The sequence below is a fragment of the Emticicia agri genome (genome assembly GCF_004168285.1).
Taxonomy (GTDB): Bacteria; Bacteroidota; Bacteroidia; order Cytophagales; family Spirosomataceae; genus Emticicia; species Emticicia agri.
On record NZ_SEWF01000006.1, the window covers coordinates 93,999 to 112,608 of the forward strand.

General features: G+C 39.5%; 17 protein-coding genes. 10 read left to right on the forward strand and 7 right to left on the reverse strand.

Translation table 11 applies throughout. The annotated features are described in order from the left end of the window. Positions 1-33 precede the first annotated feature (33 nt). The 5 genes from EWM59_RS27580 to EWM59_RS05720 are packed head-to-tail and all read right to left on the reverse strand — an operon-like array spanning position 34 to position 4,212. A complete protein-coding gene (locus tag EWM59_RS27580) occupies positions 34-204 on the reverse strand; it encodes a DUF8506 family protein (protein WP_165372110.1) in 171 nt (56 codons plus the stop codon). Next, positions 191-772, reverse strand: coding sequence for an ATPase (locus tag EWM59_RS05705; RefSeq protein ID WP_130019981.1), 582 nt, complete (start codon positions 770-772; stop codon positions 191-193). Before EWM59_RS05705 ends, EWM59_RS27580 begins: the two co-directional genes overlap by 14 nt. Positions 773-778: 6 nt before the next feature. Beyond that, positions 779-1,924: a MalY/PatB family protein gene (locus EWM59_RS05710; RefSeq protein ID WP_130019982.1), complete on the reverse strand. Its 1,146-nt coding sequence runs from the start codon at positions 1,922-1,924 to the stop codon at positions 779-781. 14 nt (positions 1,925-1,938) lie between these two features. Further along, on the reverse strand, positions 1,939-2,892 hold the full coding sequence (locus EWM59_RS05715; protein WP_130019983.1) for a 5'-methylthioadenosine/adenosylhomocysteine nucleosidase: 954 nt from the start codon (positions 2,890-2,892) through the stop codon (positions 1,939-1,941). Between the two features lie 12 nt (positions 2,893-2,904). Then, the gene (locus EWM59_RS05720; RefSeq protein ID WP_130019984.1) at positions 2,905-4,212 is read right to left on the reverse strand and encodes an NCS2 family permease; all 1,308 of its coding nucleotides are present in this window, start codon (positions 4,210-4,212) and stop codon (positions 2,905-2,907) included. An 87-nt stretch (positions 4,213-4,299) separates the two neighbouring features. Here EWM59_RS05720 and EWM59_RS05725 point away from each other — a divergent pair, with 87 nt between their 5' ends. From EWM59_RS05725 to EWM59_RS05740, 4 genes are all read left to right on the forward strand, one after another. Then, on the forward strand, positions 4,300-5,589 hold the full coding sequence (locus EWM59_RS05725) for a Gfo/Idh/MocA family protein (RefSeq protein ID WP_130019985.1): 1,290 nt from the start codon (positions 4,300-4,302) through the stop codon (positions 5,587-5,589). A 293-nt stretch (positions 5,590-5,882) separates the two neighbouring features. Next, entirely contained in the window at positions 5,883-7,232 is a 1,350-nt protein-coding gene (locus EWM59_RS05730) for an AAA family ATPase (RefSeq protein WP_165372111.1), read from the forward strand. Between the two features lie 106 nt (positions 7,233-7,338). Then, positions 7,339-7,821, forward strand: a complete 483-nt coding sequence (locus EWM59_RS05735; protein WP_130019987.1) for an LURP-one-related family protein — start codon at positions 7,339-7,341, stop codon at positions 7,819-7,821. A gap of 145 nt (positions 7,822-7,966) precedes the next feature. Beyond that, positions 7,967-9,949, forward strand: a complete 1,983-nt coding sequence (locus EWM59_RS05740) for an autotransporter outer membrane beta-barrel domain-containing protein (RefSeq protein WP_130019988.1) — start codon at positions 7,967-7,969, stop codon at positions 9,947-9,949. Positions 9,950-9,951: 2 nt separating this feature from the next. Here EWM59_RS05740 and EWM59_RS05745 read toward each other — a convergent pair whose 3' ends face one another. Beyond that, positions 9,952-10,659 (reverse strand): NUDIX hydrolase, encoded by a 708-nt coding sequence (locus EWM59_RS05745; protein ID WP_130019989.1) that lies wholly within the window; start codon positions 10,657-10,659, stop codon positions 9,952-9,954. Between the two features lie 131 nt (positions 10,660-10,790). On the opposite strand from EWM59_RS05745, the gene EWM59_RS05750 reads away from it, so the two are divergent. From EWM59_RS05750 to EWM59_RS05760, 3 genes are all read left to right on the forward strand, one after another. Beyond that, positions 10,791-11,747 (forward strand): ABC transporter ATP-binding protein, encoded by a 957-nt coding sequence (locus EWM59_RS05750; protein ID WP_130019990.1) that lies wholly within the window; start codon positions 10,791-10,793, stop codon positions 11,745-11,747. A gap of 267 nt (positions 11,748-12,014) precedes the next feature. Further along, positions 12,015-13,130: a bifunctional histidinol-phosphatase/imidazoleglycerol-phosphate dehydratase HisB gene (gene hisB / locus EWM59_RS05755; protein WP_130019991.1), complete on the forward strand. Its 1,116-nt coding sequence runs from the start codon at positions 12,015-12,017 to the stop codon at positions 13,128-13,130. A 164-nt stretch (positions 13,131-13,294) separates the two neighbouring features. After that, the gene (locus EWM59_RS05760) at positions 13,295-14,110 is read left to right on the forward strand and encodes a polysaccharide deacetylase family protein (RefSeq protein ID WP_130019992.1); all 816 of its coding nucleotides are present in this window, start codon (positions 13,295-13,297) and stop codon (positions 14,108-14,110) included. A 211-nt stretch (positions 14,111-14,321) separates the two neighbouring features. Here EWM59_RS05760 and ruvC read toward each other — a convergent pair whose 3' ends face one another. Further along, on the reverse strand, positions 14,322-14,882 hold the full coding sequence (gene ruvC / locus EWM59_RS05765) for a crossover junction endodeoxyribonuclease RuvC (protein WP_130019993.1): 561 nt from the start codon (positions 14,880-14,882) through the stop codon (positions 14,322-14,324). 2 nt (positions 14,883-14,884) lie between these two features. Here ruvC and EWM59_RS05770 point away from each other — a divergent pair, with 2 nt between their 5' ends. From EWM59_RS05770 to EWM59_RS05780, 3 genes are read left to right on the forward strand one after another with little or no spacing between them, the layout of a single operon-like run. After that, a complete protein-coding gene (locus EWM59_RS05770) occupies positions 14,885-15,877 on the forward strand; it encodes a lysylphosphatidylglycerol synthase transmembrane domain-containing protein (RefSeq protein WP_130019994.1) in 993 nt (330 codons plus the stop codon). Between the two features lie 25 nt (positions 15,878-15,902). Next, positions 15,903-17,054, forward strand: a complete 1,152-nt coding sequence (locus EWM59_RS05775) for a glycosyltransferase (protein ID WP_229239284.1) — start codon at positions 15,903-15,905, stop codon at positions 17,052-17,054. A gap of 27 nt (positions 17,055-17,081) precedes the next feature. Further along, positions 17,082-18,308 (forward strand): dipeptidase, encoded by a 1,227-nt coding sequence (locus EWM59_RS05780; protein ID WP_130019995.1) that lies wholly within the window; start codon positions 17,082-17,084, stop codon positions 18,306-18,308. The last annotated feature ends 302 nt before the right edge of the window (positions 18,309-18,610 follow it).

Below are 18,610 nucleotides of genomic sequence, written 5' to 3' on the forward strand. Positions count from 1 at the left end.
TTTTACCTTAGTGTTATAAAGTAGATGAGAACACTATTTATTTTCGTAGTTTTTCAATAATTCTTTGGCAGGTACCTCTTTTACATTACCTTGCTTATCACTTATAATAAGGGTATCATTATTTAATGCGCTCTTTTCAACAAGCCTTTTTATGGCAAGATTCAATCCAACCATAAATTTTTCACTTAATTCAGTAGATTTCATCTTTTTGTTTATTTAATAACGACCAAAAATCGGAATTAATTATTTCTAAATCTTCATTATTCAATTTTTGAGCAATTAACTCAGGTTGAATATCATAATTATTAACAATTAACCCATTGTCAACTATTAGTAAATATAGTTTAAAAAGATTTTGAATACCTCTGAAATACCTTCTTTTTATTGTTTCAGCAGGAATATTATGTCCACCATTTCTCACTCTTTTTAAAACCCTTTTTTGTACTACTTTTGGAGAAGGCAGCCAAAAGAAAGCTAATGTAACTTCATAACCTTCTGCTTTTGCTTGTTTTACTAAAGAAACATAACTCTTGGTAGCCAAGGTTGTTTCAAAAGCAAAAGTCAGGTTTTCTGCCATTAAAGTATGAATACGTTGCAGCATGATTCTCCCGGCTTCAATTGCCACACTTTCAGGATTGAAAGGAGAAAGCCCGGCTGCAATATTATCGGCATTCACAAACTCTCTACAATTAAGCATTTCAGGCAAAATCGTATAAGAGGCAGTTGTTTTACCTGCCCCATTACAACCTGCTATGATGTAGAGTTGTGGCATATTTACCTACTTCAATTCCAATACTTTCTTCATTCTGTCAACTGCCTCAACCAACAGACTCATAGGTGTACCAAAATTCAGGCGGATAAAACCTTTGCCATCAAAAAACATTTCTCCTTCCGAAATCCCTACGCCAGCGTCTTCTAATTTCTGCGCCAGATTTTCGATACCTGCTTCACGCACATCTATCCATGCCAGATAAGTAGCTTCTAACGGCAGCATTTTAAAACCTTTAAATCCATTCATTTCTTTCAGAATGTACTCATGGTTTTTACGCAGATAAGTCAATAATTCCTGATGCCATTCTTCACTATCTCTATAAGCTGCCAAAGCGGCATAATAGCCATAAGCCGAAACCATCGGCTCAAGGATATAACGCATACTGGCATATTTCGCCCGCAATTCATCATCCGGAATAACCGCAAACGAACAACCTAAACCTGCAATATTGAAAGTTTTGCTTGGGGCTAATAAAGTTACCGTATGCTTTTCAGCTTCAGGGCTTAGAGTAGCAATTGAAATATGATTTTTAGTTTCATCTAAGATTAAATCACAATGAATCTCATCGGCACATATCACAATGTTGTTGGCTACGCAAATATCAACCAAAGTCTGTAATTCTTCTTTCGTAAAAACCGTACCACCCGGATTATAAGGATTACATAACATAAATACCCTCGTGCGAGGAGTAATAGCAACTTTAATGGCCTCAAAATCTAAAGTCCAACGATTGTTTTCTTCTTTCATCGGTACTTTTACCAGTTTCTTTTTGGCAGCAATCGGGGCTTTCATAAATGGGCCGTAGATGGGAACTGTCGTGATTACCTCATCGTCTTCATCGCCTACACACATACAGGTCAGTGTAAGACCCGGCACCATACCCGGTAGCCACACCAACCACTCTTTAGGTACTTTCCAGTTGTGTTTTTCCTCTAAGCGTTTCAGGGTTACTTCAACCAGTTCGTCAGGTACTTGCCAGTAGCCTATAATGCCTTCTTTGGTTACTTTATCTAAGGCATCAAGAATAGGCGGAGCTGCTTTAAAATCCATATCGGCTACCCACAACGGAATTATATCTTTGCCTGCATATCTTTTCCATTTCACACTATCGGTTTGTGTGCGGTCTATCACTTCATCAAAATCGTAAGTCATGTAACAGTAATAATCTATAGTTGTTTAAGTATTTCTTTTACCAATGTGGCCGAGTTATCAGATGCAATTTTCTTGAATGTCTGAAAATCGACCGAGGCTTTTTCGTTGGCTTTGTCGCTGATGCTTCTGATAATCAGAAACGGAATATGCTGTTGATAACATACCTGCGCTACTGCCGCTCCTTCCATTTCTGTAGCGCTTGCCTGCAATGTTTTTTCAAAATGCCCAACGGCCGTGCTTGAAGTAACAAAGGTATCTCCTGTAACAATAGTTCCGACACTTATGTTTGGCTGAGAGGCTTCTGCTGACATTTTTTGCAGACGTACTTCTTTAGCAGCATTCAAAGCCTGTAATACCAGAAGAGAATCAGAAGAAAAATAAAGAGGGTTTAACTGTTTGGTAATAGGGTTTCGCGTAGCATTAGTGCTTAGACCCTCATTAGTTAATCTACCATAGTCATGATAAGTCAAACGATTCCCAATCACTATATCGCCTTGTCTCAATGATTCACTTATACCTCCGGCAATGCCTGTGAAAATGACTGATTTTGGATGAAATTCTTTGATAATCAATGTAGTTACCACTGCTGCATTTACTTTACCGATGCCTGTTTCGGTCAGTACTATTTTCTTACCATTCAGCTTGCCTGTTTTGAACTGAAAACCTAAGACGGTTTTAGTTTTTATTTTACTCATTTGCGATTCGAGCAATTGAATTTCTTCCGGCATGGCGCCTAAAATAGCAATTCGTTGGGCAAATGTTGGGGTTAAACTGGTGAATAAAATCAATAATAAGAATATACGGGCAAAGTGAAATAGATTCAAAGGTTTTAATATATCGTCCCTACGGGATTTTTTTAGTCCCGTTAGGGACGATATATCGGTAGTAAGAGTAATATTTTTCGAATATTCGTATCCCGTAGGGATAATATATTGTAGTTTCTCCCAAAGAGTGTCTATATGTTTCATTGATGAAGTGGATTAATGTCCTAAATATAAAGCCCATAGGGCAAAAATATCAATCACGATAAGCATCCATGATACTTCTTTTGATTGATTCGTAAATAATTTAATGATAGTCCAGGCCAGAAAACCCCAGATGATACCCTGTGTAATGGAATAGGTAAACGGAATTAAAACCATAGCCAGAAAAGCCGGAACGGCATCATCTAATTTATCCCAGTTGATTTTGGTAATGGGTTTTATCATCAAGACACCTACTACTATCAGGGCAGGTGCTGTAGCAATTGCCGGAATAATGCTGAGTAATGGAGACAAAAACATAAAAGGCAAAAATAATATTCCGGCAGTAATGGCAGTAATACCTGTTCGCCCTCCCTGACTAATGCCGACTGCTGATTCTATATAGGCCGTGCCGGGACTTGTACCTAATAAACCTGCCATTGTGGTAGCTACAGCATCTGTCAATAAAGATTCTTTGATATTGTGTGGCTCTCCATCTTTGTCGTATAAATTTGCCGCTTCGGCTACTCCTACAAATGTTGAAAGGCTATCGAATAAATCGGTAAAAACGAAAGCAAAAATGACAGGTATCAGGCTTATTTTCAGCGAATTGATAATGTCCAATTGAAATAATAAACTGAAATCAGGCGCAGAAAATACCCCTTGCCAGGTTACCAATGTTTTTTGTCCGAAATTAATGGCCGAAGCATCACCCCAATATCTGCCAATAGGAATTGCTAAAAGAGTTGTCAATAAAATACCTATGATAATCCCTCCCTGTATCCGTTTCACCAACAAAATCATGGTAATAGCCAAACCAACCAGAAAAGTAATTACAATAGGGTCGTGCAGGCTTGTAATGCCTATAATAGTTGCCGGATTTGCCACAATAAATTTGGCATTGGCAAAGCCAATAAGTGTAATAAAAAGCCCGATACCTGCTGAAATAGCATATCGCAAAGGCTTGGGAATAGCCTTAACAATCTGTGAACGGATATTGAAAACAGAGAGTAACAAAAACAAAATTCCTGCCCAGAAAACTGCCCCTAAAGCTACCTGCCACGAAATGCCCATCCCCTTCACGGCCGTGAAAGTAAAGAAGGCATTCATGCCCATTCCGGGAGCTACTACTATCGGGTTTTTGGCATAGATGCCCATCATGAGGCTACAGAAAAATGAAAGTAGCACAGTAGCTGTCAACACACCATTGAACGACATACCCGACTGACTCAAGATAGCAGGGTTTACTACAATGATGTACATCGTAGCCAGAAAAGTAGAGACACCCGCAAGGATTTCGGTTTTTAGTAGAGGTTTAGGTGGCATATAGGTAATCTTTTACAAATTGTTTTGCAAGATAAATGGATAAAACTTAATTTTCTGAAAATCTATTCAAAACACTTATATTAAATCATGAATCGTAAAGATTTTATTCGTACTTCTGCCTTAGCTACAGGGGCTTTAGTTTCTCGTCCGTTTATCACCTATGCCACACAAGCCAAATATAAAACAGCCCTGATTGGCGCAGGTTGGTGGGGTACTAATATTGTCAGAGAAGCCATTAAATCAGGTGAATGTCAGATTGTGGCTGTCTGTGATGTTGACGACAGACAAATCAAGCAATGCTTAGGTGAGATAGGCAAACTGACAAATGACCAACCTAAGATTTATAAAAATTATCAGGAGTTATTGCAAAAAGAAAAACCTGAAATAGTCATCAATGCCACACCCGACCATTGGCACGCACTCATTGCTATTGATGCCATGAAAGCCGGCGCGCATGTGTATCTGGAGAAACCAATCGGGCATACTATCAATGAGGGTAAAGCAATTGTAAAAACTGCCCGAGATACGCAACGCATCTGTATTACAGGTTTCCACCGCCGCTATTCGCCACATAATGTGAGTGGACAGGAGTTTCTGAAATCGGGTAAAGTGGGTAAAATCAAAGAGGTTCGTGCCTTTGTAACCTATAATTTCGGACAAGGCAAGAGGGTTGAGGACGAACCTACTCCGGCAGAAATAGACTGGAATATGTGGTGTGGCCCGGGTCCATTGGTACCTTATAACCGAACTATTCACCCAAGAAACTGGCGTAACCACGTAGAATTTGCCAATGGGATGGTAGGCGACTGGGGGCCGCACTGGTTTGACCAGATTTTATGGTGGACAGACGAGGTTGCTCCTAAGAAGGTATATTCAATGGCAAGCACCAAGTTTAATACCAATAACAATAATGCCCCTGAGAGCCAGGTTGTGGCCTATGAATTTGAAGATTTTACGTGTACATGGGAACATAGCACACTGAATGGCAGACCTACCTCAAAAACTGAAGAAGTAGGGGTATATTTCCACGGTACAGAGGGCACTTTCCACATGGGTTGGACAAAAGGCTGGACGTTTTTTCCGAGAGATCAGAAGAAAGAAATTATTCATCAAGACCCTGTTTTAAATCAACCCGATTTACAGAATATTGATTTGGTTTTTGCAGATTTATTGAAATCTATCAAATCGAAACAATTACCATTTGCCGATATTCTGAAAGGTCATAGAGCTACCAATATGAGTTTGTTGGGCATGGCTGCGCTGAAAGCAGGCAAAAGTCTTGAGTGGGACAGAGAAAAAGAAGTTTTTTTAGACTCAACTGCCAATAAATACCTGAGCCGCCAGTATAGAAAAGGCTGGGTATATCCGAAAGCGTGATAGATAGGTTTTGGGATGCTTTATTGGCTTTGCACGGCCTTCGACCATGCAAAGGAATGTTTTTCCCAATCATTTATCAAAACAATATTTCTCAAAGAGGTAGGTATCAAACCTGCCTCTTCGTATTTTCATCAAACAAATCATAGCTGTCTTCATTCTTTCCTACACCTCATCATTTATCCGTTTGCTTTGTTGCAAAATATCGACTTAATTTATTCAAAAATTCGCTAATCGAAATGCCAACTTACGGACAAATTAAAAGACAGATAGATTTAAATCCATTCGCGCTATTGATGCTTCGCAACGAACTGAAAGCGCTGCCAAGCATTATTCAGGAAGAGGAGTATATTGATGCCTCGGTGCATGGCTACTGGAACAACCGTCATGTATTGCTTTTAGCCACAACCAAACGAATATTATTGGTTGATAGCGACCAGTACGGCGATGTAGAAGTGATTGAATTTCCGTATGATAAAACCGTTACAGTACGTTGCCCTACACCTGACTCTGTGGTGTTTGGTACAGCCGAACGAAAGGTAAAAGTTGATAATACTATAGAAGAATACATAGTCGCTTTTTATAAAGTTGTAAACGACAGGCTGGAAGGCAAAGAACCTCAGCTATATCGTGAAAGGGACATTTATTCAAAGAACGCTACCGAAGAGCAACAAGACTATTCAGAGCAGGGAAAACCGGAATATAGTAGTAATCCGTTTCATGTGCTGCTGAAAGGGCTGGACGGCATTACGAAGATGATTAATCCTGATGTAAAAGTAAATCAACAGGAGAAAGTTAATCCTGCCAAACCTACCGAACAAATCCCTGCTGTACCGGAACAGAGCTTAGATGAGCTATTAGCCGAATTGAATGCTTTAGTAGGCTTGCAGAATGTAAAAGATGAAGTAAGTAGTCTGGTAAATGTACTGAAAATTGAAAAAATAAGAGCAGAAAAGGGTATTAAAGTACCTGAACGCTCGCTACACATGGTTTTTCATGGAAACCCCGGTACAGGTAAAACTACCATTGCCCGGTTATTAGCCAAGCTATTCAAGGCGTTAGGTATTCTGAGCAAAGGACATCTGTACGAAACCGACCGAAGCGGATTAGTGGCCGGATACACCGGACAAACCTCGCTGAAAACCCGTGAAGTATGTGAGAAATCGACAGGAGGTATTTTGTTTATCGATGAAGCCTATGCGCTTAATACAGACGATACCTACGGCCCTGAAGCAGTAAATACCATTGTAAAATACATGGAAGACCACCGTGACGACTTTGTAGTGATTGTAGCAGGTTATGAAGAAAAAATGACCGAATTTATTAACTCCAATCCGGGGCTACATTCAAGATTTAATAAGTATATCGGCTTTAAAGATTATACACCCGAAGAAATACTGGAGATTTATCTGATACAGGCAAATAAAGTACAGTTGAAAGTTGATGAGGCTGCTAAAAAGAAAGTGTATAAACTGTTCAAAAAACTTTATGAAGACCGTGATTCATCGTTTGGTAATGGTCGTCTGGCACGTAATATTTTTGAAAAAACATACGAAAAACAAGCTAACCGCTTAGTAAAAGAAGGGATCGAAACAGCAGACATCAGCCTGATAAAAGAGGTAGATATTCCGGTGATGGAAGAGTAGGTTTATCCTTGAAAACAGCCTGTTATCCGACTTAATATCCACCTCTATAAATGTTGAATAAAGTTATTGCTGAAAGCTTATATTTGTTATAGTAAATGAAGATAAGATGAGAAATACATTTAACTATTTAAAAAAAGCACTCAACAATAAAATTGATATTTTAGAGAGAGAGTCAGCTGTGGGCTATGTGCAGTTTGAAACCCTTAAAACTGATGTGGCAGGGGTATTTAAACAAAAGAAATATCTGTTTAAAAAGAAAAGTTTCTGGAGTTCTAATTATGATATTTACAGAGAAGACAATCAGCAATTGATTGGTGAGGTAATATTCTCTGTCTGGAAAGGAAAGGCCGATATTACCCTGATAAACGGAGAAAAGTTTACAATGAAAGCCAAAAATTTCTGGAACACTCAATGGAGTCTTGACGATACAAACAGAGAGGTAATAAACTTTGAACAAACCAAAACCTTCTGGACTGACGAGGGAACGGTTACAGTCACAAGTAATGATAATGAGAAAATGGGCTTATTGGTGCTATTAAGTATATTTGTAAATTTTGTGTATCGTAGAAGGTCAGCAGAGGCGGCTTAACAGTAATTATTTGTGGTGCGAACTGGAAGTTCGCACCACAAATAATTGAACCGCCCAGTAAATTTTTAAACAGGCTTTCTCAGAATCCTTTGGTTTTGTATGCTTCATTGCAAATTTTTGCATATACAATCCAAACAAATGTTTTATGAGAACCTTCACTTTACTTGTTTTAAGTATCTTATCAAGCCTTTATTCTTTCGCACAATCTTCGGCTGCTACTATTTTACCCAATACTGCTACTTTCAAAACCAATATCAGCAATGGGTATGCAGGGTATTTTGAAACCAATCATGCCTCAAATCCTGCACCTGTTTTAGGTGCTATCAGCAAGTCTATTGGGCCGGCCGGGTGGTTTTCTATTGATAATGCCAGCAACTTTTCACCTGCCATCTATGCTACTACGGTTGGAGCCGGAACTACTATTCAGGGTAGAAATACAGGTACAGGTATTGGGGCAGGTTTTTCGATTGAGAACCCCTCAAACAGCAATACAGCATTATATGCGATAACTGATGGCAAAGGTGGAGCAGCAAATTTTCAATTGAATAATACTACATCCTCTGTCCATGCGCTGAATGTATCAAACATGGGTACGGGTTTTGCCGTCAATGGTATATCAATAGGTATGGGCGGCGCAGGAAGATTTGAAATTAGCGCGGCTGGTAACACTGCCCGTACGATATATGCCACCAATAAAGGCAAAGGGAGAGTGGGTTATTTTCAAACCGCCAATACACTCAGCGACTCGGTTACCTTAGCGGCTGTCAGCAATGGTCAGGCCAATGCCTTTGAGGCAATTACTACCGGAGGTGGTATGGCAGGCTTTTTCCGGATAAATAGCTCCTTTAGTTCCAATAAGGCATTATCGGTGCTTTCTAATGGCACCGGGGCTGCACTCTCATCTCAGGCTATTGGTACGGGTCGGGCAGCTGAGTTCTTTGTAAATGCAGCTGGTAGTGCATCACAAGCAGTTTTTGCTTATGGGAGTGGTACCGGAAATACTATTGAATCACGGGCTGTTGGGAGTGGCACTGCTATCAATGCGATAAGCCAGGGTTCTGGTCCGGCAGGTGTTTTTGTTAATCAAAGTACCAATTCAACCACTTCTTTATGGTCTTCAACCAATGGTTTTGGTAATGCGGGCAATTTCCAGACAACAAATGCTTCGAATCCGGCTTCAACTATATTTGCCAGTGGTAGCGGTAGTGGTAACGCCATTGAAACCTTGAGCTATGGTTCAGGACGGGCAGCTTATTTTTTTATAGACAATATGAATAGTCCGGCTACGGCGGTTTTAGCTAAAACAACGGGTAGTGGTATTGTACTTGAAAGCCAGACCACAGGCACGGGTAAGGCAGGGCATTTTCAGATTACAAATACAGGTAATAGTAGTTCCGGTATCCATGTAACTACTGATGGTATAGGCAAAGGAGGCGAGTTTTATACAACTAATAGTAATAATGCCAGTACTACGCTGTATGCTAAAACAGTTGGAACAGGTAGAGCAGGACACTTTGAGATTGAAAATGAATTCGCTACAAATCCGGCTTTATATGCGGTGAGTAATTCAAGCAATGGTGCTGCCTTAATAGCTCAGACAAAGAATGGATTGGGAGATATCGCTATTTTTAAAGGGTCAAATGATTTTGTAAACGTGGCTCGTATCAATTATCAGGGCACAGGTTTTTTTAATGGAGGTACACAGAATAGCGGTGCCGATTTAGCTGAAGCATTTGCGGTAGAGGGAGAAAAAACTGACTATGAACCGGGTGATGTACTGGTCATTTCGGAGAATACAGATAGAACCGTTGAAAAGTCGAGCCAACCTTATTCTACTTTAGTAGCAGGTGTTTATGCAACCAAACCGGGTGTACTTTTGAGAGAAGACGATGTAAACAATGATTTAGACGGCCAGGTACCTATGGGCGTGGTAGGGGTAATTCCGACTAAGGTTTGTAATGAGGGCGGAAAAATCAAAAGAGGCGATTTACTGGTTACGTCATCAAAAGCAGGTTATGCCATGAAAGGCGACCCAGCCAGATTAGGTTTTGGTCAGATTTTAGGCAAAGCATTACAGGATTTTGACGGAACCGAGGGTAAAATCAAGGTGCTGGTAAATGTCAGATAATATCAGAGCATACCATCAGGATTAGGTACAAAATTCAGGAATGAATCTGAATGGATTTTATACTTTTCGGTATCTAATTTATACAAGAATGCCCCTTTTTTAGAAAATCCTTTTTGCTTCTCTTTTAGCTTAATTAAAAGCCCGGTAGAAAGGATTTTTCTGCTGAAATTACGTTTGTCAAAATTGCTGCCATAAATAGCTTCATACAGATTCTGTATCTGCGGAATCGTAAAGGTGTCGGGCATGAGTTCGAACCCAATCGGGTGAAAAGCCGCTTTGTAGCGCAGGCGCTCAATCGCCATTTTTATCATCTCTGCATGGTCAAAAAGCAATTCGGGTAAATCGTGCATCGAAAACCAGTGAGCATGGTAGGTGTCTGATATTTTGGTTTCGTAGTCTTTTACGTTCACCAAGGCATAGTAGGCAATCGCTACTGTTCTTTCAACGGGATCCCGGTTAGGGTCACCAAAGGCACCTAATTGTTCTAAAAATACGCCTGTCAGGTTAGTTAATTCAAACAAAATTCTGTCAGCAGCCTGGTCAAGGCTTTCTGCAGGTTTTAGCCAGCCACCCATCAGCGACCAGGTGTCCCGGTCGGTTTGCACACCTCGCTTCACCAGAAGTAATTTTAATTCTTCACCGTCAAACCCGAAAATGATTGAATCGAGTGCTACCAGGCACTTGGTTTGTTGTTTATATAGTTCTAACATTTCCTGTTAAGCTTGCAGGTGTATTTTCTAATCAGGTTAATAATTTGGTAACAATATTATAAAAGTGAATGCCCATGCACAACAAAAAAACATATTTTCTGTAAAAAACCCTAATTTTGCAAGAAAAACGAATGTCGCTGCTCAAAATACAACATCTATCCAAGTCTTTCGAAGATAAAAAGGCAGTTAACCATATTTCATTTACTTTAGAGAAAGGAGAGATTTTAGGGATTCTGGGCGAAAGTGGCTCCGGCAAAACTACTTTGTTACACCTGATTGGAGCCTTTCAGGAACCTGATGAGGGCACACTACTCTTAGAGAATAAACGTATTACTCCACCCTCTCAGAAACTCATTGCAGGGCACCCTGATATTAAACTGGTCAGGCAGGATTACGGTCTTTTTCCAAATATCTCTATCCGTGAAAACATTGCTTACGAACTTCGCTACTATGAAGAAAACTACCGTAATAAAAGGGTAGATAAATTGTTAAAACTGAGTAGGTTAGATAAAGTTCAGTCTCATTTACCCCGTGAGGTATCGGGTGGTGAGCAACAAAGAGCCGTAATTGTAAAAGCCATAGCCGAACAACCGAAACTCTTGTTATTAGACGAACCATTTAGTCATTTAGATGCGGTCAATAAACGCAAACTAAAAGTAGAGATATTAAAACTTATAAAATCTGAAGAGGTAAGCTGTATTTTTGTTACCCACGACGTAAGCGATGCCTATGGCATGGCCGACTATCTGGCAATTATGAGAAAAGGTAAAATGTTGCAAGTAGATGCACCACAAAAAGTTTATCAGCATCCATTAAATCAATACGTAGCAGAAATTACAGGCGAAGTAAATGTAGTAAGCATAGAATGGTTGGCGCGTGTGGGATTATCGAACCTACCCAATGTATTTATACGTCCTGAGCAGATTTTTGTTGCTCCTGAATCAAACCTGAAAGCTGGCGTGGTAGCCCTCAAATTTTTAGGTAATTATTATGAAGTGATTATCAGCATTGGTGAGCAGGAATTGAAGATGTTTAGTTTTGTGCCTTTAAAGGTAGGCGAGGAAATTGGTGTTGACATCAGACATTAGAGCATATTTAAAAATTATGATTCGATCTACAAAGCTCATCTTTTTTAGCTATAATGCGTTGCATTTTTTCGATGTAGCTGCTGGCTACATCTGCAAAATGACGCCTTGTCTATCTGAAAAATCTAAACTTTTCGGTCAGAATAACAAAATTTAAACATCCTCTTAGGTCTTGCATTTATATTGCTGGCAGTAGTAAATTCTGAAAACACGATACTTTTCAGAATTTACTGCCTACCTTTGCCAAAAAAACTACTCTATTCAAAAGCAATGCAGAAAATTCTTTTTATCGACCGCGACGGTACTATTATTGATGAGCCAAAGACAGATTTTCAGATAGATTCTCTCGAAAAATTATTCTTTCTTCCAAAAGCCCTTTCTAATCTCCGCAAAATAGCCGAAGAAACTGATTATAAACTGGTGATGGTAACCAATCAGGATGGTTTAGGAACAGATTCGTTTCCGGAAGATACTTTCTGGCCTGCACATAATAAAATGTTACAGGCGCTGGAAAACGAAAACATCCATTTTGACGCCATTCTTATCGACCGTAGCTTTCCGCATGAGAATCTGCCTACCCGTAAGCCCGGCACTGGTCTGCTTACCGGATACCTGAATGGAGACTATGATTTAGCAAACTCTTACGTAATCGGCGACAGAACTACTGATATACAACTGGCTGTAAATTTAGGTGCAAAAGCCATTTTTATTGGCGAAAATCCTATTCTGAATATTGAGCATGAACATGTAACTAAGTTGGTAACAACCGACTGGGATAGTATTTATGAGTTTCTGAAACTGCCGCCACGCATTGCTACCATAGAGCGTAATACCAAAGAAACACAGATTAAGATTGAACTGAACCTTGATGGCAAAGGAAAATCGGATATTCATACAGGGCTTGGTTTCTACGACCACATGCTCGATCAGGTAGCCAAACATTCAGGTGCTGATTTGACGATTCATGTGAATGGCGATTTGCATATTGACGAACACCATACCATTGAAGATACTGCTTTGGCTTTAGGAGAAGCCTATCTGAAAGCCTTGGGCGATAAAAAAGGGATTTCTCGCTATGGTTTCCTGTTACCGATGGACGATGCGTTGGCACAAGTAGCGATTGATTTTTCTGGTCGCCCGTGGATTGTATGGGATGCAGAATTTAAGCGTGAAAAAGTAGGAGAGATGCCAACAGAAATGTTTTACCACTTCTTTAAATCGTTTTCTGATACTTCTAAATGTAACCTCAATATCAAGTGCGAAGGGCAGAACGAACACCATAAAATTGAAGCCATTTTCAAAGCCTTTGCCAAATCAATAAAAATGGCTGTAAAACGTGATTTGAAAGAACTGGACAGCCTACCAAGTACCAAAGGGGTACTATAACACTTTTTGGCAAACCGTGACGACGTTCCACGGTTTGTTAAACCGTGGCTCTGATAGTTGCAAATGGATTGAATAGTAAATAAGAACAGAACAACCCTGATAAAATTTCACCAGGTACAAACGAGTAGTATGCTTACAAATGATGTAAAAACTGAGTTTCCCCAATGAAATCAACCCTATACCTTAAAACTTCCCTGCTTCTCTTAGCAACGCTAACCTGTTTTGCGCAAAACCAATCATTCAAATGGCCGAAAGAGGCTCGTATGGCTATCAGCCTTACTTTTGACGATGCGAGAGGCAGTCAGGCCACCAAAGGTGCCCCCTTATTAGATGAATATGGGGTAAAAGGTACTTTTTATGTGGTTCCTTCGGCGGTGAAGGGGCAATTAGCAGGTTGGAAAAAGGTAGTTGATAAAAAGCATGAAATCGGCAATCACTCATTAAATCATTCATGTAGTGGCAATTTTGTCTGGTCAAGAAAAAGTGCTCTTGAAAACTATACAATAGACCAAATGCGTACAGAACTGTTAGAAGCCAATACGCAGATTGAAACACTATTAGGCGTGAAACCTGAATCTTACGCCTATCCGTGTGGACAAACGTTTGTCGGTCGTGGGAAAAATGCAAAGAGTTTTGTGCCCGTTATTGCAGACCTCTTTGTCTCGGGCAGAACTTGGCTTGATGAAGCACCTGTAGATGCGGGCTATTGCGATATGGCGCAACTGACAGGTGTAGAAATGGATGGGAAAGATTTTGAGCATCTTTTACCTGTCATAGAAGAAGCCAAAAAAAACGGACAATGGCTGGTACTGGCAGGCCATGAAATGGCCGATTCAGGCGCACAGACCACCAGACTGGCTATGCTACGTAAACTTTGTGCCTATGCCAAAGACCCTGCCAATGGTATCTGGATTGCACCGGTCGGTGAAGTTGCCAGATATGTAAAGGGGGAGAGGAAGCGGTTGGGCTTGGCGGAGTAGTTTTCTGATTGCCATTTTAATCATCAGTGCTAAAATAAACGGAGGCATTTATAGAAGCAGTACTCAACGATACATCTGTACCTATAAAAAATGAAGATGTAATTATGGCAACTCTTTTAGCCTACGCCGCAAAAAAATCAATGGATGAACAGCGGCCTGTGAAGGTTTCGGAGATGGTGTAGTGTGAGACTTTAATTGAGTATTGAAACAATCACTTCAACCTCTCAGGATTCTCACTCACAAAAGCAGACCAACCTTTTTTCTTGGAACCATTGCCCGTCAGGGCTTTGGTTTTACCATGCATATAGTGGCATATAGCTACGCCAACAGCATCAGTTGCATCATAAAACTGAGTATCCAGCTTCATTTTCAATAGGTGTTCAAGCATATAGGCTACCTGCTCTTTGCTGGCATTCCCATTGCCTGTTACCGATTGTTTCACTGTTTTGGGCATATACTCTACAATAGGCACATCACGGTTAAGAGCAGCGGCAATAGCCACCCCTTGTGCACGTCCCAGTTTCAGCATAGATTGTGCATTTACGCCATAAAACGGAGCTTCAATCGCCATTTCGTCGGGTAAGTATTCTTCTATGATTTGCGTCATTCTTTCATAAATCTTCTTTAGTTTCAGCTCATGTGTGCTATATTTGTCAAGTTTTAAAACACCATATTGCACCAGCGTAAGAGCATTACCGTCAACCGAAATAATGCCATAGCCCATGATTCTCGTACCCGGGTCAACACCTAAAATGATTTTCTCTTTGTTCATATATGCAAATTAACTCAAAAATCTTTACTGCTAAGCACGGACTATGGATATTAAAAAATATTCTGTTTTCAGGCGTATTGTATGGGGTATATCTGTTATTGGAACAAAAAGGAGAAAGCATTGAAGCAATGCTCACCCATTTCAGGCAAATTCCTTTTGATAGTACTATCTGGGTAGTGTTGCTATTAATTCCGGTTAACTGGGCTTTTGAAGCATGGAAATGGCAACGATTAGCCACAAAAGTAGAAAAAATCAGTTTTGCAGAAGCCTATCAGGGTGTTCTGGCAGGAGTGGCTTTGGCTAACTTTACCCCAATGATGATAGGCGACTATGCCGGAAAAATACTGATGCTGAAAACCCAGAAGCGTACGGCAAGTATAGGGGCTATTTTATTAGGTAATGGTATGCAGTTGTATGTATCTTTATTATTTGGGGTTATTAGTTATGGCTATTTTGTTTGGGTAGCTCAACCTGAACCCCTGTTATTACACATAAGCATGGTTGTATTGCTTTGCATCTTTTTACTGATTGGCATCTGGATAGCCTTTAGTCTTCAGAAACTGAGTTTTACTACCGAAAATAAATGGCTTAAATATATAAGCCCCTATCTCATCGTGTTAAAAGAATATACCTTACCTGAAATAAGAGATGTATTTCTGATAGCCACAGGCCGATACATTATTTTTACTATTCAGTTTTTGCTGGTCTTGCAAGTATTCAACATCCATTTACCGATTACAGTATTAATAGCAGGTATCGGTATTATTTTTCTGACTAAAACATTGGGGGCGGCTTTCAATTTTTTAGGCGACTTAAGTATGCGGGCTATTACCTCTGTCTATTATTTTGGCTATTTTGGTGTAAGTCTTTCCCTGATTACTACGGCTACTTTTACTATCTGGCTTATGAATGTATTAGTGCCTGTTATCATCGGAAGTCTATTTCTTTTATCTTTGAGGTTTTCAACAAAAAAACTGAAGGCTTCTGCTGACTGATAAGCCTTTATTAATTTCTTACCAAGTGCTTGCAACTCTTCTCATATCTATTGTGTTGGCGTATTTCTTCATGAATATAGGCTTGTTATTTATCTGGCTGACTCATAAACCTTATCAGCAACAGATGAATCAAGAGCCATTGCTGAATATATCGGTCATTATTCCTGTCCGTAATGAAGCCAGCCATATCATAAATTTACTGAAAGATATAGAAAACCAGACGTATGCCAAAGAGAAGTTTGAGGTAATTGTAGCAGACGATGATTCAATAGATAATACATTAGCCCTTGTAAAGGATTTTCAGAAAGTTACTTCCATGCGGTTAATTATTAATAGTTTACCGCCTAAAGAAAACAATGCTTCTCCCAAAAAACGAGCTATTCATTCATCTATTCAACTGGCGCATGGAGATTTAATTGTTACCACTGACGGTGATTGTAGGGTTGGCCATAAATGGCTGGAAACGATTGCTCATTTTCAATCCGAAAAAAAGGCTTATCTCATTAGTTCACCTGTTACTTTTATAAATGATGCCAGCAATAGCATAGGTAACTTCTGGCAGAAAATCCAGACTATTGAGTTCAGCAGCCTGATTGGTTCGGGAGCTTGTGCCATGCTTATCGGTAAACCCAATATGTGTAATGGAGCAAATTTAGCTTATCTGAAATCAGTATTTCATGAGGTAGGAGGGTTTTCGGGTAATGAAAATTTAGCTTCAGGTGATGACGAATTTCTGATGCATAAAATTGCCTCCCGATTCCCTGATAAGGTATGTTTTTTTAAAAGTCAGGACGCAATTGTAGAAACAGAGTCTCATACTTCATTTAAATCATTTTATTATCAGCGCAAAAGGTGGGCCAGTAAATGGAAACATTACAACAACCCTTTTACCACTGCCTTAGCCGTATTTATCTTCACAGCTAATTTTTCTTTAATTGGTGCAGTAACCCTGTATGCGTTTCGTTTGCTTGATGGCACGAATCTGCTCATTATATTTTTACTGAAATTTTCGGCAGAGCTTCTTTTTTTAATCTTGGTTCTTAGTTTTTTGCGTAAAAAAAACTTAATTTGGCTCATTCCTTTTGTACAACTTATTTATCCCTCGTATGTAACATTCTTCGGATTAGCAGCTCAGGGAAAAAATGAATACATCTGGAAAGGGAGGAAACTCCAGTAATCACCTGACATCACTAAACTAAACAGCATGAAACAATTATTTCTGCTTCTTCTATTACCCGCCCTTGTTTTTGCGCAGAGCAAAAAAGAACAAAAATTGCTGAAAAAAGCTGATAAAATTCATGCAAAAGCCTACACAGTAGATACCCATGCCGATGTACCTATCAATATGATGGAAATGAAAGGCTTTGATATTGGCGAGAAGCATAACTATGCAACCGATGGTACACAGATTGATTTCCCACGGATGAAAGAGGGTGGAATGGATGCCATGTTTTTTGCGGTATATATGGCACAAGGTAAGCGTACACCCGAAGGCAATGCCGAGGCTAAAGAAAAAGCCTTGAAAATTTTTCAGGCTATTCATGAAGCAGTAAAGAAATATCCCGACATGGCCGAACTGGTAACCAGTGCCGATGCAGGTTTTGCTACACATAAAAAAGGAAAATTAGGCGTATTTATCGGAATGGAAAACGGCTGGCCTGTAGGGCATGATTTATCCAATCTGAAATTATATTATGATTTGGGTTTGCGGTATATTACACTTTCGCACTCTTTTAATAATGATTTATCCGATTCATCGGGCGACCCGGAGGTTGGCGAATATGGGGGGATAAGTAAATTAGGAGAGCAATGTATAGCCGAGATGAATAAATTAGGTATTATTGTTGATGTATCACATATTTCGGATTCAGCATTTTATGATGTGATGCGTTTGAGCAAAGCTCCGGTATTTGCCTCTCATTCTTCGTGTAGGGCATTGAGCGATGTAAAAAGAAATATGACAGACGATATGATAAAACTGATGGCATCGAAAGGCGGAGTTATTCAGATTAATTTTGTATCTGATTTTCTGAAAAAACCATCGAAAGAGATAGAGGTATCTATCAGAACCTTACGGATGCAGGCGATGAAAGCAGATGCTACGCCCGAAGATAAACAGCGGATTAATGCCGAACTACGTCAATTGAAATATAAATTTCCGGGAGAAGCACCTACCGTAAAAACAGTGGTTGACCATATCGACCATGTAGTACAGATAGCAGGTATAGACCATGTAGGGATTGGCATGGATATGGATGGCGGAAGCGATGTAGTAGGCTGTGAAGATGTAAGTAAAATAAAAAATGTAACCATTGAGCTTTTACGACGGGGTTATTCAGAAAAGGATATACGCAAAATATGGGGTGGTAATACCATGCGTGTGTTGGCAACTGCCGAAAAAGTAGCTAAACAACTGAGTACACAACCCTGATAGAGCGTAGCAGGAGTCAAATAAGGGTCTTTGATGCGTGATTTTAGCTCATAGTGTTGCAAACAGATAGTTTTATTTTAAAAAAAAAACATCAATTGACTTTTATAAGATAAAATTTCTATCTTTGTAAGATTATAACATTTTTAATATTGTTTATAATAAAATAAACTCACGAACAGTTAATATATAAAAATACTAAGAAAAATTTGGAAGCATTATGCAAAGTGTTTAATATTGTATCCAATTGATACAATATACCTAAGTCTAACTAAATGATTATTTTCCTTACGTGATTTTAATGA